A 21,973-nucleotide genomic window follows, 5' to 3' on the forward strand; every position below is an offset into this window, starting at 1 on the left:
TGGCCCCGGGGGACATCACCGCCTATAGTCGTTTGCGCATCGGTTCAGCAAAAATGTTCACAGGAGCGCGCGCATGAATGCCGCCGACGTCGCACCGGAGACACCGGCCAGGTTCCCGCTTGAGCTGATGTACGCGGCGGCCCAGCAGTACTACATCGAGGAAGTCACCCAGGGCGACATCGCCCAGCGGCTCGGCGTCTCCAGGGCGACCGTGAGCCGGCTGATCACCGAGGCCCGCAAGCAGGGCATCGTCGAGATCAAGGTGCACCGGCCGGCCGCGCTCGAGGACGGCCCGCTGGCCGCCGAGGTGGCGCAGGCGCTCGACCTGCAGCGCGTCTACCTCGTCCCCAAGGTCAGCGGCCCCACCCTGGGTCCGTGGCTGGCCCCCGCCGTGACCCGGGCGCTGGCGGCGGTCGGGCTGGAGGCCGGCGACGTCGTGCTCGTCTCCTCCGGCACCACCGTCTACGAGTGCGCCCGCGAGGGGCTCGGCCAGTACCCGGGCGTCACGATCGCGCCCGCGGTGGGCGGCCAGGAGGAGCCGCAGCCCTGGTTCCAGACCAACGAGACCACCCGCATCCTGGCCGAACGCGCCGGCGGCGTGCCCGCTTACCTCTACGCGCCCGCCCTGCCGGGTCCCGAGCTGTTCTACTCGCTGCAGCACGAGCCGTCCGTACGCCGGGTCATGGACCTGTGGGCGCACGCCAAGTGCGCCATCGTCGGCGTCGGCTCGGCCCCGCTGATGCGGCAGATGACGCCCGCCCTCATGCCGCGCGACGCCGACAGCCTGCGCCAGGCCGTGGGAGACGTGTGCATGCGCGTCTACGACCGCGACGGCGAGCCCGTCACGTACCCGGGCAGCGAGCGCCTGGTCGCCACGCAGCTGGAGGAGCTGCGCCGCATCCCCGCCACGATCGCGGTCGCGGTCGGCGCCGAGAAGGTGCTGTCCATCGTCGCGGGCGCCAAGGGCGGCTACTTCAACCAGCTCGTCACCGATGTCCCGACGGCAGAGGGCCTGGTGGCCGCCGCCCACCAGCTCTGAACATCTTTGCTGGACAAAGTTTCAGCACCCGCGCTACCGTGAGCCGCACCACAGGATGTGCCTGGTTGTGAGGGCATTGTCCTGTTTCGGGGGCAGTGCGTCAGGAATCCCGGTAGCAAGTGAGGAACGAAACCCGTGAACAGAGCTAAGATGCGGACCTCCACGTTCGCCGCAGTGGCAGTGCTCGCAGGCTCGGTGCTGGCCGCGTGCGGCTCCGGCTCCGGATCGACCGGCGGGGGCACCAGCGGCGGCGACAGCGGTGCCGCCCAGAACGCCAAGGTCGCCTTCCTCATGCCCGACCTCGCCTCCACTCGGTACGAGCTGGCGGACAAGCCGCTGTTCGAGGCCAAGATGAAGCAGCTCTGCCCGACCTGCGAGGTCATCTACCAGAACGCCGACTCCGACGCCGCCAAGCAGCAGCAACAGGCCAACTCCGCGCTCGCCCAGGGCGTCAAGGCCATCGTGCTCGACCCGGTCGACTCCGCCGCCGCGGCCACCATCGTCAAGACGGCCCAGTCGCAGCAGGTGGCGGTCATCGCCTACGACCGTCCGATCCCGGCCACGCCCGCCGACTACTACATCTCGTTCGACAACGAGAAGATCGGCTCCATGATCGCCCAGTCCCTGGTCGACCACCTGAAGAAGGAGAACGCCAAGGGCGGGATCCTCCAGGTCAACGGCTCCCCCACGGACGCGGCGGCCGGCCTGATCAAGAAGGGCATCCACAGCGCGGTCGACCCGAGCGGGTTCAAGCTGCTGGCCGAGTACGACACCCCCGACTGGCAGCCGGAGAAGGCCCAGACCTGGGTCAGCGGCCAGATCACGCAGTTCAAGGACCAGATCGTCGGCGTGGTCGCGGCCAACGACGGCACCGGCGGCGGCTCGATCGCCGCGTTCAAGGCCGCGGGCGTGAAGGTGCCGCCGGTCACCGGCAACGACGCCGAGCTGGCCGCCGCCCAGCGCATCATCGCGGGCGACCAGTACAACACGATCTCCAAGCCGATCAAGATCGTGGCCGAGGCCTCCGCGAACGTGGCGTGGGAGTTCATGCAGGGCAAGAAGCCCGCGGGCAAGACCACGCTCTACAACACCCCGTCGGAGCTGTTCGTGCCCACGGTGGTGACCAAGGAGAACATCAAGGAAGTGCTGTTCGACAGCGGCATCATGAAGGCCGCCGAGGCCTGCGCCGGCGAGTACGCCAAGGGCTGCGCCGAGCTCGGAATCAAGTGATGAGCGTCCTCTCTCTGCGCGGGATCAGCAAGACCTTCGGCGCGGTGGCGGCGCTGACCGACATCGACCTCGACGTCGCCGCCGGCCAGGTCGTCGCGGTCGTGGGGGACAACGGCGCGGGCAAGTCGACCCTGGTCAAGATCCTCTCGGGCGTGCACCCGCCGGACGGCGGCACGATCACGTTCGAGGGGAACGAGGTCCACATCCCCACCCCGGCCGCCGCGCACAAGCTCGGCATCGCCACCGTCTTCCAGGACCTCGCGCTCTGCGAGAACCTCAACGTGATCCAGAACCTGTTCCTCGGCCAGGAGATCCGCCCGCTGCGCCTCAACGACGTGGCGATGGAGACCCGCTCGTGGGAGCTGCTCCGCCAGCTCTCCGCGAAGATCCCGAGCGTACGGGTGCCGGTGGCGGCGCTGTCGGGCGGCCAGCGGCAGACGGTGGCCATCGCCCGGTCGCTGCTCGGCGACCCGAAGGTCATCATCCTCGACGAGCCCACCGCCGCGCTGGGCGTGGCGCAGACGGCCGAGGTGCTCAACCTGGTCGAGCGGCTGCGCGAGAACGGCCTGGGCGTCATCATGATCAGCCACAACATGGCCGACGTGAAGGCCGTCGCCGACACCGTCGCCGTGCTGCGGCTCGGCCGCAACAACGGCGTGTTCGACGTGGACCAGGTCTCCACCGAGGACATCATCGCCGCCATCACCGGCGCCACCGACAACGTGGTGTCCCGGCGTGCGCAGAGGGGGAACGGCTCATGAGCACAGTGACGACCGACCGTCAGGACGAGCGGCTCCAGAACCGCGACGGGCTGCGCGGCGCGCTCGCCGACGTGGTCGAGCGGGCCCGCGGCGGCGACCTGGGCGTCATCCCCGTCGTGGTCGGGCTCGTGGTCATCTGGACGGTCCTGCAGGTCCTCAACCCGATCTTCCTGTCCAGCGCGAACCTGGTGAACCTCACCCTGGAGTCCGCCGCCGTCGGGATCATCTCGCTCGGCATCGTCTGCGTGCTGCTGGTCGGCCAGATCGACCTGTCCGTCGGCTCGGTCAGCGGGCTGTCGGGAGCGGTGCTCGCGGTGCTGTTCGTGGGCCAGGGGCTGCCGGTCTGGCTGGCCATCGCCGCGGCGGTGATCATGGGCGCGGTCATCGGCTGGGTGTACGGGCAGCTGTTCAACCGGTTCGGGGTGCCGAGCTTCGTGATCACGCTGGCCGGCCTGCTCGCCTTCCTCGGGCTCCAGCTGTACGTGCTGGGCACCAAGGGGTCGATCAACCTGCCCTTCGACTCGGGCCTGGTGAACTTCGCGCAGCTCGACTTCGTGCCGGCCTGGCTGTCGTACACGTTCGCGGTCGTCGCCGCCGTCTGGCTGTTCGTCACCGGATACCTGCACGCGCAGGAGCGGCGCAAGGCCGGGCTGTCGGCCAAAAGCGTGTCCACGCTGGCCGTCAGGAGCGCGGCGCTGCTGGTCGTGCTGGCCTTCGTGGTCTGGTACCTGGGCCAGACGCGCGGCGTGGGCTGGATGTTCGTCTTCTTCGTGGCGCTCGTGCTGATCATGCACTACCTGCTGTCGCGGACGAAGTGGGGCCGGGCCGTCTACGCCGTCGGCGGCAACGTGGAGGCCGCCCGCCGGGCCGGCATCAACGTCAGGGCCGTCTACACCTCGGTGTTCGTGCTCTGCTCGACGTTCGCCGCGGTCGGCGGCATCCTGGCCGCGGCCCGGCTCGCGGCGGCCAACCAGTCCAGCGGCGGCGGCGACGTCAACCTCAACGCCATCGCGGCGGCCGTGATCGGCGGGACGAGCCTGTTCGGCGGGCGCGGCACCGCGTTCGGCGCGCTGCTCGGGATCATCGTCATCCAGTCCATCTCCAGCGGCCTGACCCTGCTCAACCTCGACTCGTCGATCAGGTTCGTGGTCACCGGCGCGGTGCTGCTGCTCGCCGTGATCGTCGACTCCGTGTCGCGCCGGTCGAGGACCTCCCACGGCAGGGCCTGATGGCGATCATCTGCGTGGACGCGGGCACCACGGTCATCAAGGCGGTCGGATACGACGCCGAGGGCGCGGAGGCGTTCGTCGCCCGGCGGGAGACCGTGGTCTCCAGGCCCCTGCCCGGCCACGCCGAGCAGGACATGAACGCCGTCTGGGACGCGGTCGCCGCCACCGTGCGCGAGGTCGCCGCCCAGCTTGACGGGGTCGACTTTGTGGCCGTGACCGCCCAGGGCGACGGCTGCTGGCTGGTCGGCCCGGACGGCGAGCCGACCGGGCCCGCGATCCTCTGGAACGACGCCAGGGCGGCCTCGGCCGTGGACGCCTGGACCCGCTCCGGGACCGCGGCCGAGGCGTTCCGGCTCAACGGCTCGTCGGCCGCCTCCGGGCTGCCGCACGCGATCCTGACCTGGCTGCGCGCGAACGACCCCGAGCGGCTGGAGCGGTCGAGCGCCATGCTCACCTGCGGCGGCTGGATCTTCGCGCGGATGACCGGGGAGCTGGTGGCCGACGAGTCCGACGCCTCCGCGCCATTCATGGACCTGCGGGCGCGGGCGTACTCCCCCTCGCTGCTGGCCCTGTTCGGCACGGAGTGGGCCGAGCGGCTGCTGCCCCCGATCCGCTCCGGCCACGTCGCCGAGCTGTCCCGGGACGCGGCCTCCGCGCTCGGGCTGCCCGCCGGTACGCCCGTCGTGATGGCCCCGTACGACATCGCCGCCACGGCGCTGGGCGCGGGCGCGGTGCGGGCCGGGCAGGCGTGCGGCATCCTCGGCACCACGCTGTGCACCGAGGTCATCGTCGACTCCGCCGACCTGGAGAGCGAGCCGATCGGGATCACGATCGCGCTGGCCGGCGGCTACCTGCGGGCCTTCCCCACCTTCGCGGGAACGGAAGTGGTGCAGTGGACGTGCCGCATGATGGGGCTGAGCGGCCCGGCCGAGCTGGGCGACCTGGCCCTGCTGAGCGAGCCGGGCGCGCGCGGGCTGACGTTCCTGCCGTACATGTCGCCCGCCGGTGAGCGGGCGCCGTTCTCCGACCCGCTGGCCAGGGGCTCGCTGCTGGGCATGTCGTTCGAGCACGGCCGCGAGGACATGGCGCGGGCAGTGCTCGAAGGACTGACGATGGTCATCCGCGACTGCCTGGCCGCCACCCGCGCCGCGCCGACGGAGCTGCGCGCGTGCGGCGGCGGCTCGAACAGCACCGTCTGGCTCCAGCTGATCGCCGACATCACGGGGCTGCCCGTGCGCCGCCCGGCGGACACCGAGGTGGGCGCTCGGGGCGCGTACCTGGTGGGACTGGCCGCCACCGGCGCCGCTCCGTCCATCGCCACGGCGGCCTCCGAGCATGTACGGATGCGCGACGCGCTCGAGCCCAAGCCCGCCAACCAGGCGTTGTACGGGCGGCTGTTCGACGACTTCCTGGCTCTGCGCCAGGCGAACGCGGTCTCCTGGCCGCTGCTGGCCGAGATGAGGGGCCGTAGATGAGCGTATGGATCGGCATCGATCTCGGGACCCAGAGCGTACGGGCGATGGCCGTCGCCGGGGACGGGCAGGTGCTCGGCACGGCCGGCCGGCCGCTGACCAGCCACCGCGACGGGCCCCGCCACGAGCAGGACCCCGAGCAGTGGTGGCGCGAGCTGGCCGCCGCCACCCGCGAGGCGCTGCGCGACGTGCCCCCCGAGCAGGTCGCGGGCGTGGCCGTGGCCGCCACGTCTGGAACGATCCTCCTCACCGGCCCCGACGGCCGGGCGCTGACGCCCGCGCTCATGTACGACGACCGGCGCGCCGACGCCGGGCGCGCCAACGAGGCGGGCGCCCGCGTGTGGGAGCGGCTCGGCTACCGGCGCATGCAGCCCAACTGGGCGCTGCCCAAGCTGCTGTGGCTGCTCCAGGACGCCCCCGCCGGGGCGCGGCTCGCGCACCAGAACGACTTCGTCAACCGGCGCCTCGTGGGCCACGAGGTGGCGACCGACCTCAGCAACGCCCTCAAGACCGGCGTGGACCTCATCGAGGAGCGCTGGCCGTCCGAGGTGCTGGACGTCCTGGACGTGCCCGCGGAGCTGCTCCCCGAGGTCGTACGGCCCGGCACCCGCCTGGGCGTGGTCTGCGCGGCCGCCGCCGAGGAGACCGGCATCCCCGCGGGCACGCCCGTGATCGCCGGGACCACCGACGGGTGCGCGGCCCAGCTCGGCGCGGGCGCCACCCGGGTCGGGAGCTGGAACTCGGTGCTCGGCACGACGCTGGTGCTCAAGGGCGTGACGAAGGAGCTGATCCACGACCCGCTCGGCGTCGTCTACTCGCACCGCGCGCCGGACGGCTCGTGGCTGCCGGGCGGCGCGTCGAGCACCGGCGCCGGCGTGCTCTCCCGCGACCTGCCCGGCCGCGACCTCGACGCGCTGAGCGCCCAGGCCGCCGCCCGCCCCGGCCCGCCCGCGAGCGTCACGTACCCGCTGGTCTCGCGGGGCGAGCGCTTCCCGTTCGACGCCCCCGGCGCCGAGGGGTTCACGCTCGGCAGCCCGGCCGACGACGTCGAGCGCTACGCGGCGATCCTGCTCGGCGCGGCCTTCGTCGAGCGCCTCTGCTTCGACTACCTCGACCTCCTCGGCGCCCCCGTGGACGGCGAGATCATCCTGACCGGCGGCGCCACCCGCAGCGCGTACTGGACCCGGCTCAGGGCGGACGTCCTGGGACGTCCGGTGACGCTGCGGGAGAACGCCGAGCCCGCCCTGGGCATGGCCGTCCTGGCGGGCGGCGACCCCGACCGGATGATCAGGACCCGCGCGGTCGTCGACCCGTCGGGAGCCGACCTCACGGAGCCCTACCTGCGCTTCGTCACCGAGCTGGAAGGGCGCGGCTGGCTCGACCCGGCCGCCGCCCGGCACGCACGCGAGAGGACCGCCCGATGACCGACCTCGTCCTGGTCCGCCACGGCGAGACCGTCTGGCACGCCGAGAACCGCTACGCGGGGGTCAGCGACATCGAGCTGACCCCGCGCGGCCACGCCCAGGCCGACCGGCTGGCCGACTGGGCCGGTCAGGCGGGCCTGGCGGCCGTGTGGGCCTCCACGCTCAGCCGGGCCCGGATCACCGCCGCCGCCAGCGCCGACAAGGCCGGGGTGGAGCTCCGGACCGACCCGAGGCTGCGCGAGCTGGACTTCGGCGAGGGCGAGGGCCTGACCTCGGCCGAGATGGCGGCCCGCTTCCCCGAGGCACGCGCCGCGTTCGAGTCCGACCCAGCCGCGCACCCGCTGCCCGGCGGCGAGGACCCGCACCTGGCCGCCGACCGGTTCGTGGCCGCCCTCGACGACATCGCCGCCGCCCACCCCGACGGGCGCGTGCTGGTGGTCGCGCACACGACCGCCATCAGGCTCGCCCTGTGCCGCCTGATCGGGGTGCCGCTCGGCGAGTACCGGCGGCTGTTCCCGCGCCTGGACAACTGTGCCCTGACCGAACTTCGCCTGCGCAGCGGGCGGCGGGCCGCGATGCTGCAGTACAACTCCCCGATTGGAGCCGTTCGTTGACCATCCGAGTGCTTGCCGCGGGCGACCACTTCGTCCAGAACCGCCTGCTCATCGACGCGCTCAGGCGGGAGGTCCCCGGCGAGTTGGACATCAGCGAGCTCACGCTGCCGTGGCCGGTCGAGCCGTTCGGCCGGGTGGGCGAGGTGGACGAGGCCTCGGACGTGGAGGACGAGCTGATCGAGGCGCTGCGTGGCGTCGAGATCTGCGTGACCCAGATGGCCCCGTTGACCAAGCGTGTCCTGGACGCCTCCCCTGACCTGCGGCTGTTCTGCGTGAGCCGGGGCGGTCCCGTCAACGCCAACCTGGAGGCGGCCAAGGCGGCGGGCGTGGCGGTGACGTTCGCGCCGGGCCGCAACGCGGTGGCCACCGCCGAGCACACCCTGGCCATGCTGCTGGCCGCCACCCGCAGGATCCCCCAGACGCACGGCGACCTGGCGGGGGGCGTGTGGCGGGGCGACTACTACAAGTACGACAACGTCGGCCCCGAGCTGGACGGCAACACGGTCGGCCTGGTCGGCTACGGCGCCATCGGCCGCCGCGTGGCCCGCATGCTCGAAGGCTTCGGCGCGGAGGTCCTGGTCTACGACCCGTACGTGGACGTGCCCGGCCGGGTGGAGCTGGACGAGCTGCTCCGGCGCTCCCACTTCGTCTCCCTGCACGCCCGCGCCACCCCCGAGACCAACGGCATGATCGGCGCGGCCGAGATCGCCGCCATGCCGCGCGGCTCGGTCCTGGTCAACTGCGCCAGGGGCGCGCTGGTCGACTACGACGCCGTCTGCGACGCCCTGGACTCGGGCCACCTGTTCGGGGCCGCCATGGACGTCTTCCCGGAGGAGCCCATCCCGGCCGGCTCACGCCTGCTCACGACCCCCAACCTGATCATGACCCCGCACCTGGCCGGGGCCAGCAAGCAGACGGCCATGAACGCGGCCTCGATCGTGGCCGCCGACGTGGCCCGCTACGTACGCGGCGAACCCCTCTCCCACGTCGCCACCGCCTGACCCCCGCCGCACCACCAACCGCCGCTCTCCCTAAGGACGGCAGCCCCCGCACCACCCCTCCTCCCAAAAGGACGCCCGCCGGAGTACGGCGGGCGGAGGGGCGCGGGCAAGTGGTGGTGACGGGGGTGGCTACCCCTTGAGGGCTCCAGCCATCAGGCCCCGCATGAAGAACCTGCCCAGCAGGACGTAGATCAGCATCGTCGGGATCGACGACAGGACGGCCGCCGCCATCTGCTGGCTGTACGGGGTGGCCTGCGCCCCGGCGATGTTGTTCAGCATCACGGTCGTGGGCCAGTTCGTCGGCCCGGTCAGGAACACGGCGAACAGGAAGTCGTTCCAGAGCGAGGTGAACTGCCAGATGACGACCACCGCGATCGCGGGCCCCGACACCGGCAGCACCACCGACCAGTACGACCTCAGCATGCCCGCCCCGTCCACCCGGGAGGCCTCGATCAGCTCGTCGGGGATCGTGACGTAGTAGTTGCGGAAGATCAGCGTGCAGATCGGGATGCCGTACACGACGTGGGCCAGCACCAGCCCCGGGATGCCGCCGTAGAAGACGCCCTGCAGCCCGGTCAGCTCGTTCAGCCCCACGAGCAGCTGCACCAGCGGGATCATGACCCCCTGGTACGGGATGAACATGCCGAACAGGAACAGCGTGAACAGCACGTCCGCCCCGGGGAAGCGCCACTTGGACAGCACGTAGCCGTTCATGGAGCCGAGCGCGCACGACAGCAGCGAGCCCGGCACGGCCAGCAGCACGCTGTTCCACAGGCCGGGGGCCAGCTTCTCCCAGGCCACCTGCCACGCCTCGGTCGTCCACGTCCGCGGCAGGTTCCACGCCTGGCCGGGGTCGGCCTCGGTGAGCGGCTTGAAGCTGGTGACCAGCAGCACGTAGATGGGGATCAGGAAGATCACCACGAAGAGGATCAGCAGCCCGAGGCGCAGCCAGGGGAAGGCCGCCCGGCGCGTGGCCACCGCCGTCATGAGCGCCTCTCCTTACGCACGGACCAGATCAGGTACGGGATCACGAAGATCGCCACGCTCAGCACGATGTACGACGCGATCGTGGCGCCCTTGGCCGGATCGTGCGAGTCGAACACCGCGACCCACATGAACACCGCGGGCACGTCCGTGATGATCTGCTTGCCCGACACCGCCACGATCAGGTCGAACACCTTGAGCGAGATGTGCCCCAGGATGATCAGCGCGGACAGCGTGACCGGCCGGAGCAGGGGCAGCACCACGTGCCGGTAGACGCCCCACTCGGTGCAGCCGTCCACCCGCGCGGCCTCCCGCAGCTCCTCGGGCACGCCGCGGAAGCCCGCCAAAAACAATGCCATGACATATCCGGACATCTGCCAGATGGCGGGGATCGCCATCGCGGCCATCCCCCAGTCCGGATCCCTGAACCACTGCCACTGCGGCAGCCCGATCCAGTCGAACAGCCGGTTCAGGCCGACTGCCCGCTCCCCCGTCCCCGAGTTCATCAGCCACCGCCACACGATGCCGGTCGCGACGAACGAGATGGCCATCGGGAACAGATAGATCGCCCGGAACGTCCCCTCGCCCCTGATCCCCTTCTCCATGAGGAACGCCAGCAGCCACCCGAGCAGGAGCGCGCCCAGCACGAACGCGACCGTGAAGACGATCGCGTGGTTCACCGAGAGGTGCCACCGCGGCTGGTCCCAGATGTCGATGAAGTTCCGCAGCCCCACGAACTTCCCCTCGGACACCTCATCGTGCTTGTCCGTCATGGCCAGCCGGAAGTTCCAGCCGAGCATGCCGTACACGAAGACGCCGATCAGGACGATCGACGGCGTGACGAGGAGGAGTCCGGGCAGCCACGTGCGTGCCCACCTCACAAGCATTCCCTCCCACGGGACCGGCGGGCGCCGGGTGACGCCCGCCGGACCTCGCTACTGAGCGTTGGACTTGGCCGCGTCGGCGAGCCCCTGCTGCAGGGCCTTGACGTCCTTGCTGCCGATGAACAGGCCGACCGACTCGGTGATCGCCGCCAGCCACGGCTGGTTGACCGAGACGCCGTGCTGGATCGACCCGGCGAGCTTGTTGCTCGACCAGTCCTTCAGCGCGTCGGCCAGGTAGTCGGTGTAGAGGGCCTGGTCGGCGTCCTTGCGGGCGGGGATGGAGCCCTTCTTGGGGTTGAAGGCGTCCTGGCCCTCCTTGCTGGCCGCGACCTTCAGCCAGGCGATGGCGCCGTCACGGTTCTTCGCGCCCTTGGGGAGGGTGAAGCTGTCGGACAGCCACATGTACGTGCCCTCGGTCCCGGGGGCCGGCGCCCAGTCGAAGTCCGTCTTCGACTTCTTGCCCAGGCCGCCCTCCGGCGGGTTGTGGAAGTAGCCGTACGCCCAGTCGCCCATGATGTTGAACGCGGCCTCGCCGTCGGCCACCTGCTTGGCGGCCGGCTGCCAGTCGTCCTGCGGGTCGCCCGCGTACGACATGATCTTGGCGAAGCTTTCGAGCGCCTTGGTCACCTGCGGGCTGTTCCAGTCGGCGCCCGGCTTGAACAGCGCGTTGTAGGCGTCGGTGCCCATGGAGCCGAGCAGGACGTTCTCCAGCAGGTGGGTGACGGTCCACTCGGAGCCGATCGACAGCGGGATCTTGCCCTTGGCCTTGACCTTCTCCAGGTCCGCGATGAACTCGTCGATCGTCTTGGGCGCGGCGGCCACGCCGGCGTCCTTGAGCACCGCCGGGTTGAACCACAGCACGTTGGAGCGGTGGATGTTCACCGGCACCGAGTAGATCTTGCCGTCGACGCTGATCTGCTCGACGAGCTGCGCGGGGAAGACGTCCTTCAGCTTCAGCTCGTCGTACAGGAACGTCAGGTCTTCCAGGTTGCCGGCCTTGATGTAGCCCTGCAGCTCGGCGCCCGCGTGACCCTGGAAGGTGTCGGGCGGGGTGTTGGCCTGGAGCTTCGACTGGAGCAGCGCCTTGGCCTTGTCACCCGAGCCGCCCGCCACGGCGGCGTCGAAGAATGTGTAGTTCGGATTCTGCTGCTCGAAGATCTTCTTCATCGCCTGGAGGCCGTCGGCCTCGCCGGGGCCCGTCCACCAGGAGAAGACCTCAACCTGTTTCTTCTCCCCGCCGCCGCCACTGGCCGCCGGAGACTGGGACGCCTGCCCGCCCCCGCCGCCGCCGCAGGCCACCAGGCTCAACGCGCTCACGATCGAGATCGAGACGGTCGCTAACCACCGTCGCATCGCACACCATCCCTTCGAAGCCCCCGAAGTTGGTGATTTGACAACGTTGTCAACCAACGGCCATCTACCCACTTCCCGCCGCGCGGCGTCAAGGGAGGGGCGGATAACAGCTCCGCATACTCAGCGGACGCGCTCCAGCCCGCCCTCGGGGTTCGTCACCACCGTGACGCTGAAGTCGTAGCTCGTGCCGGGCGGATCGCCGCCGCCCGCGGCCACCACCAGCGCGCCCTTGGACACGCCCAGGCCGACCAGGGCGACCAGGTCGCAGCGGCTGTCGGGCGACCACGTGGTCAGCACGACGTCGGACTCGGCCAGGCCCACGGGCAGGTCGAGCTCCGCCATCCGGGACAGCAGGTCGGCGTGGGACATCCGGCGGCCGTCCGCCGTCAGCAGCGCGTCCTGGCGCTTGGCGTCGAGCGCGGGCAGCGGGGTGGGCTCCAGCGTGAGCAGGCAGCGGAAGTCGATCGTGTCGAGCGCCGCGCCCAGCGAGACGACCTGGCGCACCCGGGACTCGTCGGCCGCCCGCACCGCCGTCTCCGCCAGGTCGGGGGTGGTGATCAAGGTCCGCGCGTCGCACGCGCGCAGCCACGCGGCCATCTCCCCGGCGCCGAGCGCGGGGTCGATCGGCGCCGCCACGCCGCCCGCCGCGAGCACGGTGTGCACAGCCAGGGTCTGCGCACCGGCCGTCGAGACGTGCACGCCCACCACCTGGTCGCGCCGGGCGCCCCTGCGTACGAGCCCCGAGGCCGCCCGGGTCACCTCGGTCACCAGCCTGCGGTAGCCGTAGACGTGGCCGCCACGCAGATCGACGAGCGCCGGCCGCTCCCCGCGCTCGTACGCCTGGCGGAACACCTCGTGGATCACGGTCCCGGTGGTCGAGGCGGCAGGCTTCATGACCGCCAACGTACGGCCGCCGGGCATGCACAGCATCCACCGATCTATGTAGGCAGATGTGCATTCCCGTGGGCGGGCCCGAGCCCTGCGCGACTCGAGCCCGCTGCCACGCGCCCGGAACCGGACCTCCACCCCTCCGAGGAGGCCCAGCTCCGCGTGGACGCGTGACGTCCCCGAGGATCGGCCGCACCGGGAATGCGGAAAGACGGTGCGGCCGATCACACGTAGCAACGTTAGGTGTGCAGACGGCTGCCGCACATGCGCTGACATGGCCATTCGACGATGTAAACCGGTCGGCTCCACGATGTGTAGAGAGGTGCGCGGATCAGCGGCTCTCGATCACCCATGCGGCGATCTGTGTACGTGTGGAGAAGCCCAGCTTGGACAGGATGTTGGCCACGTGGCGGGCGGCGGTCGCCGGGCTGATGACCAGTTCGTCGGCGATGGCCCGGTTGCTGAGCCCTCTGGCGATCAGCTCGGCGATCTCGCGCTCCCTGGCCGTGAGCCTGCTGTCCTGGCTGACCGGTACGACCGCCTCCGCGGGGCGTTCGGGCAGCGCGCCGTCCAGGGCGCACGCCACGGCCTGCTCGGCGGTCATCCCCGCGCCCTCGCTCCACAACATGCCGACCACGGCCTCGCCCAGCCCGGTCCGCGCCGGTCGCAGGACGTCCTCCGTACGCGCGTCCGGCTGGCGGCTGCGCAGCGCCACGGAGGCGGCGGCCAGCAGGACGGCGCGCCGGTGGTCGCCCTCGGCGGAGACCAGGACCGCCCACTCCTCCAGCCGCCTGGCGATGCCCGCGCGCAGCCCCGCGTCGCGGCTGAGCACGAGCGCCTCGGTGAACCTGGATCTGGCCTCCACCAGGTCGCCCTGGTCGAGCGCCACCTTGCCGAGCCCGGCCAGGCAGCTGACGATCTGCTGCCTGACGTCCACGTGCCGCAGCAGGCTCAGCCCCGACTCGTAGTGCCGCTTGGCGGTCGCGAGGTCGCCCGAGCGCCTGGCCACCTGGGCGAGCCCGATGTGGGCGAAGGACTGGCCCACGTGGTTGTCGAGCCCCTCGTTGATCGCCAGCACCTCCTCGAACCCGCGCTGCGCCTCCCGCAGGCGGCCGTGGTGCAGGCCGAACTGCGCCCGGGTGCCCTGGGCCAGCGACTCCAGGATGAGGTCGCCGGAGCGCCTGGCCAGCTCCAGCGCGCGGGCCAGGGTGTCGGGCTTGCCGGTGAGCTGGGCCAGCACGATCGTGCCGACGGCCTCGCCGTACGCGTCGTCGGCGGACCTGCACAGATCGAGGCCGGCGCGGGTGCACCACGTGGCCAGCTCGACATCGCCCGCCGCCAGCGCCAGCTCACCGCGCAGGATCGTGGCCTGGCCGCGCAGCGCCGGCCGCATCTGCGGGACGTCGAGGGCCAGCAGCCGGTCCAGCCGCTCGGCCATGTCGAGCTTCCTGCCGCTGCCGACCAGCAGGTAACGCAGGTCGGTCAGCAGGCCCAGCGCGGTCTCCGGCAGGCCGATGGCGATCGACCAGTCGCAGGCCGAGCCGACCTCGACCTTGAGCGCGTCGAACAGGTTCACGTACCGCTCGATCACCGGCCACGACGTGCGCGCTCCCGGCGCGATCGCCTCCTTGAAGCCGCTCGCCATCGCGGCCAGCGCCGTCAGGTGCCTGCGCCGCAGTTCCGTCTCCTCGCCGGACTCGGCGAGCTGCTCCAGCGCGTAATCCCGTACGGTCTCCAGCAGCCGGTAACGCGCCTGACCGGCGATCTCGCCGTCGAGGGCGACCAGCGACTTGTCCACCAGATCGCACAGCCTGAGCAGCACGTCCTCCTCGGGCAGCCCCGGCCCCGAGCAGACCGCCTCGGCCAGGTCGAGCGTCCACGAGGAGCGGAAGGCGGCCGTGCGGCGCAGCAGCAGCCGCTCCTGCGGGGAAAGCAGCCGGTAGCTCCAGTCCACCGCGGCCCTGAGCGTGCGGTGCCGGGCCGGAGCCGTACGCGCGCCGCCCGCCAGCAGCCTGAACCGGTCGTCCAGCCGCTCGACGAGCTGGCGGACGGACAGGACCCGCACCATGGCGGCGGCCAGCTCGATCGCCAGCGGCAGGCCGTCGAGCGCCTGGCACAGCTCCGTGACCAGCGGCCGGTTCTCGTCGGTCAGCTCGAAGTCGGGCCGGGCGGCGGTGGCCCTGGCCACGAACAGCCGCACGGCCTCGCTCTCCTCCCCGCCCGCCGAGCCGTCCCCCCGCCCGTCCACCGGCCTGTCCACCGATAGGGGCGGCACCCGCCACACCGTCTCACCGGGCACGCGCAGCGGCTCCCTGCTGGTGGCCAGCACCGTGAGCCCCGGGCAGGCGCCGAGCAGGTCACGGCACAGCTCCGCGCACTCCCCGATCACCGGCTCGCAGTTGTCGAGCACCAGGAGCGCGCGCCGCCCCGCGATCGACTCGGCCAGGTCGCCCGCGATGCCGAGCGCGGCGGCGACGTACCCTCTCAGCTCGCCCTTCTCCAGGTCGGCCAGCTCGATCAGCCACACGCCGCCCGGGTGGTCGGGGCCCACCCTGGCCGCGAGCCGCAGCGCCAGCCGGGTCTTCCCGATGCCGCCCGCGCCGCAGAGGGTCACGGCCCGGGAGACACGCATCAGCTGGACGAGCTCATCGAGATCGGACTCCCGGCCCACGAACGCGTTCGGCTCGGCCGGCAGGTCGCTGAAGTCGGCGAATCGCAGCATCACTGTGAGTGTGTCACCAACTACGCCGCGCGCCCAGACATAATCGGTGGAGATCTGTCAGTGCCCGCGGGCACACTCGAGTCATGGCCGATGAGCCGCTCGAGCTCGGTGAGATGTCCTTCTCCGACTGGCACGCCCATCAGGACAAGCTGGCGGAGGTCGGTTTCCTGACCATCGCCAGGCGGCTGCCGTCACTCGTGACACAGGCGATGCGCATGGCCTGGCGGGCCAGCCGGCGCGACACCCTCGCCACGATCGCACTCAACCTCCTCGGCGGCGTCTTCACGGCCTTCGGCCTGCTGGCGACCACCGGCGTGCTGACGGCCCTCTTCAGCGAGGGCCCCACCCCCGACCGCGTGCTGGCCGCGCTGCCCAGCATCGTCCTGGTCGGGGTGGCCGCGACGCTCCGCACCGGCGTGCAGGCCGGCGCGGGCTGGGCGCAGTCCCGCCTCGACCCCCAGGTGAGCCGGCTGACGGAGGAGCGCCTGTACGGGCTGACCAGCCGGGTGGAGCTCGTGGCCTACGACGACCCCGAGTTTCACGACGCGTTGCAGCGGGCCAGGTTACGCGGCGTGGCCATGGCCGACTCGGTGGTGACCTCGGCCATCAACGTGGTCACGGCCGCGGTCGGCATCGCGGCCGTGGCCGGCGTCCTCGGCGTGCTCCATCCGGTGCTGCTCCCGCTCCTCCTGCTGGCGGTGCTGCCCGACGCCTGGGCTGCGGTCCGCAGCGCCAAGATGCGCTACACCACCCTCCACGCCCTCATCCCCGCCAACCGCCGCAAGTGGATCATCGCGGAGCTGCTGGCCGACCGCGAGCCGGCGGCCGAGGTCCGCTCGTTCACCATGCGCGGCTTCCTGCTGCGCATGTACGACGCGGTGGCCAGGGCCGAGCAGGACGTCATGCTCAATCTCGCCCGGCGCCAGACCTTCGCCCGCCTGGTCGGCGAGGCCCTCGGCGGCCTCGGCTCCGCCCTCGTCTACGTGGTCCTCGGCGTCCTCCTCGCGGTGGCCGCGATCCCGCTGGCGGTGGCGGGCACCGCGGTCCTGGCGATCAGATCGGGCCAGAGCTCGCTGGCCAACCTGATGCACGCCACCAACCGCCTCTACGAAGAGGGCCTGTACTTCACCGACTTCCTGGAGTTCTGCGCCGAGGCCGAACGCCGCGTCCCCGCCGCCCGCGAGGCGTCGGTGCCCGAGAGCTTCGAACACATCGTCGCCTCCGACATCACCTTCACCTACCCCGGCGCCGAGGAGCCCGCCCTGCGCGAGGTCTCCATCGAGATCAAACGCGGCGAGGTCATCGCCTTCGTCGGCGAGAACGGCTCCGGCAAGACCACCCTCGCCAAAATCCTGTCCGGCCTGTACGAACCCGACACCGGCACCGTCCGCTGGGACGACACCGACCTGCGCCAGGTCAACCCCGAAGACCTGCGCCAGCGCACCGCCGTCATCGCCCAGGACCACACCCGCTGGCCCCTCACCGCCCGCTACAACATCACCATGGGCACCGGCAAAGGCGAGCAGGCCCTGCACGCCGCCGCCGCGGTCGCCGGCGCCGACCAGGTCATCGCCGACCTCCCCCACGGCTACCGCACCCTGCTCGACCGCCGCTTCAAAGACGGCCACGAACTGTCCGGCGGCCAATGGCAGCGCATCGCCGTCGCCCGCGGCTTCCACCGCGACGCCGACCTGCTCATCTGCGACGAACCCACCGCCGCCCTCGACGCCCGCGCCGAACACGCCCTCTTCGAACGCATCCGCCACCACTCCGACGGCCGCACCGTCCTGCTCATCACCCACCGCCTGGCCAGCGTCCGCTACGCCGACCGCATCTACGTCCTCGACCACGGCAAGATCACCGAACAGGGCGACCACCACACCCTGATGTCCCTCAACGGCCTCTACGCCGACCTCTACACCCTCCAGGCCGCCGCCTACCGCTGACTCTCATCGCAGGCCCTCATTGCCGGCCCTTATTCCAGGCCCTTATTGCAGGGCGGCCGCGATGACCGTGCGGGCCATCGCGGTCACCGCGTCGGCCCGCGCCCCGGGGCGCTCCAGCACGACCCCCACCGCCACCTCGGGCGCGTCCGCGGGCGCGAAGGCGGTGACGAGCGCGTGGTCGTCCGTCCCCGGGATGATCTCCGACAGGACGGCCTCGGCGCCCGTCCTGGGGGCCGCCGCCGACTTCCCGGTGCGCGGCGCCACCGTCATCATCGCCGCCAGGCTCTTGGCCAGCGCCGGCGAGACGGCCTTGCGGTAGACGGAGGGCACGGCGCGGTCGATGACCGAGCCGTCCGCCAGCCGTACCTCCTCCACCAGGTACGGCCGCATCAACGTCCCGTTGTTGGCCACGGCGGCCGACAGCATGGCGACCATCAGCGGCGTCACCCGGCTGTCATGGTGCCCGATGGCCGACAGGGCGGTCTGCGCCCGGTCCATGGCCAGCGGATAGCGGCTGGCCGTGGCGACGAGCGGGATCGCCAGGTTGGGGGCGTTGAACCCGAACGCCTCCGCCTGGTCCCTGAGCAGGTCCTGCCCGAGCTGTAGCCCGATGCCGGCGAACGCGGTGTTGCAGGACACGTGGAAGGCGTCCGTGAGCGTCGGCCGCTGCTTGCCGCACCCGCCGCCGCCCGCGTTCTGCAGGATCGTCGACGTCCCGGGCAGCCGCAGCCGTACGGGCGCGTCCACCAGCGTGGTCGGCGTGTACTCCCCGGACGCCAGCGCCGCGGCCGCCGTCACCAGCTTGAACGTGGACCCGGGCGGATAGAGCCGGTTCAGCGCCCGGTTCAGCAGGGGCCGCGACGGATCCTGCCTGAGCAGCCGCGAGCTCTCGAGGAGCCGCCCGGCGTCGAACGTGGTGAGGGTGTTCGGGTCGTAGGTCGGATAGGTGGCCAGCGCCAGGATCGCCCCCGTCGCCGGGTTGATGGCCACCACCGCTCCCGGGAGCCCCATCGTCTTGAGCTCCTGGTACGCGGCCCGCTGCACCCGTTCGCTGATCGTCAGCCGGACGTCGGCCCCCTCCACGACGCCTTCCCCGACCAGCGACCGCACCTTGACCTTGGGGTCCTCCCCGGACAGCACCTCGTCCCGCGCCTGCTCGATCCCGGTGGAGCGGTAGAGCGACATGTGACCGGTGACGGCCGCGTACAGCTCCCCGTCCTGGTAGACCCGCCGGTAGAGGTACGGGCCGCCGCCGGTCGGACGGCTCGCGGCGATCGGGGTGCCCTCATAGGTGAGAATGTCGCCGCGCGGATGGTCGAACCTGTCGATCAGCGGCCGCACGTTCCTGTGGTCGGCGTTGAGCTCCCGCGAGCCGAACGCCTGGACGACCGTCACGTGCGCCAGCAACGCGAACAGCATCGCCGCGCACAACCTGGCGACACGGCGCAGCGGCTCGTCGATCCGCTCCGCCCTCGATCCGGCCATGGATCTTGGTTTAACAGCCGGACCGCAAAGGCAGGGCTAGAGCTGGCTGCGGTAGTAGGAGATCTTGTTGTGGATGTACTTCTGCCGCTCGGCCAGGTTGTCGATCTGGTCCCTGACCTGCCGGTCGTGCTCCTCCAGCAGCTTGATCCGGTCGGGGATCGTGTGGTCTCCGGCGCGTACGAGCTCGGCGAAGCGCAGCATCTTGGCGATGGGCATGCCCGTGTCACGCAGGCAGCGCAGCGTGCCGAGCCAGCCGATGTCCTCCTGGCTGAACCTGCGCTGCCCGGCCGCGTTGCGCCCGACGCGCTCCAGCAGGCCGATCTTCTCGTAGTAGCGCAGGGTGTCGATGCTGAAGCCGGTCTCCTCGACAACTTCCGCCGGCGTGTAGACGCTCACGTTCACCAGGATCCCACCTGGAGCGCACTCCAGGTCAATGGGCTTGACATGGAGTGCACTCCAGCTTCCAAAGTCGGGCCCATGAACATCGCACTCGGCACGATTCCGTTCGGCACGACCGTCGACCTGCGGGACACGTTCGCCATCCTGGACCGGTTCCACGAGGCCGGCGGCACGATGCTCGACACGGCCAACAACTACCCGTTCTGGGTGGAGGGCCGGTCGGGCGATGAGAGCGAGCTGGCCGTCGGCGCGTGGCTGGCCGCGCGCGGCAACCGCGATGAGATCTTCATCAGCACGAAGGGCGGCGCCCGCCCCACGGTCCCCGGCGACACCACCCTGGCCTCCGCCGAGGGCCTGTCCGCCGCCGCCATCGCCAAGGCCGCCGAGGGCAGCCTGCGGCGCCTCGGGACGGACCACATCGACCTGTACTGGTCGCACATCGAAGACCGGTCCGTCCCGCTGGAGGAGACCCTGGGGGCGCTGAACGAGCTCGCCCAGGCAGGCAAGATCCGCAGCGCGGGGGCGAGCAACCTCGCGACCTGGCGCCTCGAACGGGCCAGGAACATCTCGGCCGCCCACGGCTGGATCCCCTACACCTACCTCCAGCTCCGGCACACCTACCTGCGCCCGCGCCCGCTCACCAAGCCGGCGGAGTCCGGGCACACGCTGGCCACGGACGAAACCTTCGACTACCTGGCCGCCGAGCCTGACGTGACGTTGTGGGCGTACAACACGCTGATGTACGGCAGCTACACCCGCGCCGACCGGCCCATCCCCGAGATCTACGACCACCCGGGGACCACGCGGCGGCTCGCGGTGCTGCGGGAGGTCGCGGACGAGCTGGGCGCCACGCCCAACCAGGTGGTGCTGGCCTGGCTGCTGGCCGACGGCGTGGTCCCGATCGTGGGCGTCTCGACGCTCGCCCAGCTGGAGGAGGCCATCGCCGCCGCCGACCTCAAGCTCGACCCGGACCTCCGCACCCGCCTCGACACCACCACCTAATGGGAGTTACCGGGTCACCTGATCGGGCAGATTCGGTGCCTGGTAGCCGCCGGTGAGTGAGCACTTCCATCACCCGGGCCGATGTTTGAGCCCTGGGGTCAGACCGTGCCCTCACCGGTGGTCAGGGGTCTTGATCGCTGATGGGATGTCGTGCCCGCCCCAGTGGCGTGAGCACTGGTCCATTAGGCCGCCGACCGGCTCCTGCGGGCTGCTGGAGATGTCGTCGATCTTGGAGGCCGGATGCTGTTCGTCGGAGATGACTGGGCTGAAGACCATCACGATATCGAGGTCCAAGATGAGCACGGGCGGGCGGTCAAACGGATCCAGCTGAGCGAGGGCATGGCCGGGATGGCCCGCTTCCACGCGCTGGTGGCCGAGTTCCTGCCCGAGGATGCCGAACCGGCTGACGTGCTGGTGTGCATCGAGACCGATCGGGGCCCCTGGGTGCGGGCTTTGGTGGCGGCCGGTTACCGCGTTTTCGCGGTCAATCCCAAGCAGGCCGCCCGGCACCGGGAGATCATCAGCAACTCGGGGGCCAAGAGTGACAAGGGCGACGCCCATGGGCTGGCCGACATGGTCCGCACCCGCCGTCACCAGTTACCGCAGGTCGCGGGAGACTCCGATGTGGCCGAGGCCGTCAAGGTCGTCACCCGGGCGCATCAGACGCTGCTGTGGGAGCGCACCCGGCACATGTTGCGGCTGCGCAGTGCGTTGCGGGATTACTTCCCCGCTGCGCTGGAGGCGTTCAAACCCCTGGGCCTGACCTCGCCGGCCGTGCTCAGGCTCCTGGCCAAGGCCCCGACTGCGGCGACGGCGGCCAAACTGACCGTCAGCCAGATCAGTGCGGCGCTCAAGGGGCACCGGAACATCCCAGGCAAGGCCGCTGCGATCCAGCAGGCGCTGCGTACCCAGCAGCTCGGTCAGGCCGAGCTTGTCGCTGCCGCCTACGCTTCGACGGTTCGGGCCCTGGTCGCGGTCATCACCACGCTGAACACCGAGATCAACAACTTGGAGGGTGAGGTCGAGGCGCATTTTGGCCGGCACCCGGACGCTGAGATCTACCTCAGCCAGCCCGGTCTTGGCGTCGTACTCGGCGCCCGGGTGCTCGCAGAGTTCGGCGATGCCAAGAACCGCTACGCCAGCGCCAAGGCACGCAAGAATTACGCCGGAACCAGCCCGATCACCCGCCAGTCCGGCAAGACCAAGACCGTGCACGCGCGCTTCGTCCACAACGACCGGCTCGTCGACGCCCTCCACCTGCAAGCCAGCTGCGCGATCCTGCACGACTGCGAGGTCCGCGCCTACTACGACGAACTCCGCGCCCGAGATGTCGGACACAACGCCGCTCTCCGCCAGGTCGGTAACCGCCTCGTGGGCATCCTGCACGGCTGCCTCAAAACCGGCACCCACTACGACCAGACAACCGCTTGGCATCACCGTCACGACACCCAAGCCGCTTGACACCCAAGCTCCAGGGATGTCTGACCCCTGCGCTTCCCGGTCCAACCCGCCCCGGCCCCTACGCGCATCCCACCACCCG

The 21,973-nt window shown here is 71.1% G+C and carries 18 protein-coding genes; 11 read left to right on the plus strand and 7 right to left on the minus strand.

Annotated features, from left to right (window positions below; all coding sequences use genetic code 11):
• The first annotated feature begins 73 nt into the window (after positions 1 to 73).
• The 8 genes from HD596_RS04495 (at position 74) to HD596_RS04530 (ending at position 8,770) form a co-directional block, all read left to right on the plus strand.
• Positions 74 to 1,039, plus strand: coding sequence for a sugar-binding transcriptional regulator (locus HD596_RS04495; RefSeq protein ID WP_185068021.1), 966 nt, complete (start codon positions 74 to 76; stop codon positions 1,037 to 1,039).
• 135 nt (positions 1,040 to 1,174) lie between these two features.
• The gene (locus HD596_RS04500; protein WP_221519183.1) at positions 1,175 to 2,269 is read left to right on the plus strand and encodes an ABC transporter substrate-binding protein; all 1,095 of its coding nucleotides are present in this window, start codon (positions 1,175 to 1,177) and stop codon (positions 2,267 to 2,269) included.
• Positions 2,269 to 3,030, plus strand: a complete 762-nt coding sequence (locus HD596_RS04505; RefSeq protein WP_185068022.1) for an ATP-binding cassette domain-containing protein — start codon at positions 2,269 to 2,271, stop codon at positions 3,028 to 3,030. Before HD596_RS04500 ends, HD596_RS04505 begins: the two co-directional genes overlap by 1 nt.
• Complete coding sequence (locus tag HD596_RS04510) at positions 3,027 to 4,259, plus strand: sugar ABC transporter permease (RefSeq protein ID WP_185068023.1); 1,233 nt, start codon at positions 3,027 to 3,029, stop codon at positions 4,257 to 4,259. The genes HD596_RS04505 and HD596_RS04510 overlap by 4 nt, the downstream gene beginning before the upstream one ends.
• A complete protein-coding gene (locus HD596_RS04515; RefSeq protein ID WP_185068024.1) occupies positions 4,259 to 5,734 on the plus strand; it encodes an FGGY-family carbohydrate kinase in 1,476 nt (491 codons plus the stop codon). Before HD596_RS04510 ends, HD596_RS04515 begins: the two co-directional genes overlap by 1 nt.
• Positions 5,731 to 7,155 carry an FGGY-family carbohydrate kinase gene (locus HD596_RS04520; RefSeq protein WP_185068025.1) on the plus strand — a complete coding sequence of 475 codons (1,425 nt, stop codon included), beginning with the start codon at positions 5,731 to 5,733 and terminating at the stop codon, positions 7,153 to 7,155. Before HD596_RS04515 ends, HD596_RS04520 begins: the two co-directional genes overlap by 4 nt.
• Positions 7,152 to 7,769, plus strand: coding sequence for a histidine phosphatase family protein (locus tag HD596_RS04525; protein WP_185068026.1), 618 nt, complete (start codon positions 7,152 to 7,154; stop codon positions 7,767 to 7,769). The genes HD596_RS04520 and HD596_RS04525 overlap by 4 nt, the downstream gene beginning before the upstream one ends.
• Positions 7,766 to 8,770, plus strand: a complete 1,005-nt coding sequence (locus HD596_RS04530; protein ID WP_185068027.1) for a 2-hydroxyacid dehydrogenase — start codon at positions 7,766 to 7,768, stop codon at positions 8,768 to 8,770. Before HD596_RS04525 ends, HD596_RS04530 begins: the two co-directional genes overlap by 4 nt.
• A 129-nt stretch (positions 8,771 to 8,899) precedes the next feature.
• On the opposite strand, the gene HD596_RS04535 is transcribed toward HD596_RS04530, so the two are convergent.
• The 5 genes from HD596_RS04535 to HD596_RS04555 form a co-directional block, all read right to left on the minus strand.
• Positions 8,900 to 9,757: a carbohydrate ABC transporter permease gene (locus HD596_RS04535; RefSeq protein WP_185068028.1), complete on the minus strand. Its 858-nt coding sequence runs from the start codon at positions 9,755 to 9,757 to the stop codon at positions 8,900 to 8,902.
• Complete coding sequence (locus HD596_RS04540; protein ID WP_185068029.1) at positions 9,754 to 10,641, minus strand: carbohydrate ABC transporter permease; 888 nt, start codon at positions 10,639 to 10,641, stop codon at positions 9,754 to 9,756. Before HD596_RS04540 ends, HD596_RS04535 begins: the two co-directional genes overlap by 4 nt.
• Before the next feature lie 48 nt (positions 10,642 to 10,689).
• Positions 10,690 to 11,991, minus strand: a complete 1,302-nt coding sequence (locus tag HD596_RS04545; RefSeq protein ID WP_185068030.1) for an ABC transporter substrate-binding protein — start codon at positions 11,989 to 11,991, stop codon at positions 10,690 to 10,692.
• Positions 11,992 to 12,111: 120 nt separating this feature from the next.
• On the minus strand, positions 12,112 to 12,885 hold the full coding sequence (locus HD596_RS04550) for an AMP-binding protein (protein WP_185068031.1): 774 nt from the start codon (positions 12,883 to 12,885) through the stop codon (positions 12,112 to 12,114).
• Between the two features lie 325 nt (positions 12,886 to 13,210).
• The gene (locus HD596_RS04555; RefSeq protein ID WP_185068032.1) at positions 13,211 to 15,601 is read right to left on the minus strand and encodes an ATP-binding protein; all 2,391 of its coding nucleotides are present in this window, start codon (positions 15,599 to 15,601) and stop codon (positions 13,211 to 13,213) included.
• Positions 15,602 to 15,684: 83 nt separating this feature from the next.
• Here HD596_RS04555 and HD596_RS04560 point away from each other — a divergent pair, with 83 nt between their 5' ends.
• Positions 15,685 to 17,547 carry an ABC transporter ATP-binding protein gene (locus tag HD596_RS04560; RefSeq protein ID WP_185068033.1) on the plus strand — a complete coding sequence of 621 codons (1,863 nt, stop codon included), beginning with the start codon at positions 15,685 to 15,687 and terminating at the stop codon, positions 17,545 to 17,547.
• A gap of 42 nt (positions 17,548 to 17,589) precedes the next feature.
• Here HD596_RS04560 and HD596_RS04565 read toward each other — a convergent pair whose 3' ends face one another.
• Together HD596_RS04565 and HD596_RS04570 are read right to left on the minus strand one after the other, a co-directional pair.
• Positions 17,590 to 19,032 (minus strand): penicillin-binding transpeptidase domain-containing protein, encoded by a 1,443-nt coding sequence (locus HD596_RS04565; protein ID WP_185068034.1) that lies wholly within the window; start codon positions 19,030 to 19,032, stop codon positions 17,590 to 17,592.
• A gap of 36 nt (positions 19,033 to 19,068) precedes the next feature.
• Positions 19,069 to 19,428, minus strand: a complete 360-nt coding sequence (locus tag HD596_RS04570) for a MerR family transcriptional regulator (protein ID WP_185068035.1) — start codon at positions 19,426 to 19,428, stop codon at positions 19,069 to 19,071.
• Positions 19,429 to 19,509: 81 nt separating this feature from the next.
• On the opposite strand from HD596_RS04570, the gene HD596_RS04575 reads away from it, so the two are divergent.
• Positions 19,510 to 20,433 (plus strand): aldo/keto reductase, encoded by a 924-nt coding sequence (locus tag HD596_RS04575; protein ID WP_185068036.1) that lies wholly within the window; start codon positions 19,510 to 19,512, stop codon positions 20,431 to 20,433.
• Positions 20,434 to 20,673: 240 nt separating this feature from the next.
• Positions 20,674 to 21,894: an IS110 family RNA-guided transposase gene (locus tag HD596_RS04580; RefSeq protein WP_185068037.1), complete on the plus strand. Its 1,221-nt coding sequence runs from the start codon at positions 20,674 to 20,676 to the stop codon at positions 21,892 to 21,894.
• Positions 21,895 to 21,973: the final 79 nt, after the last annotated feature.

It is taken from the genome of Nonomuraea jabiensis (assembly GCF_014204795.1).
GTDB lineage: Bacteria > Actinomycetota > Actinomycetes > Streptosporangiales > Streptosporangiaceae > Nonomuraea > Nonomuraea jabiensis.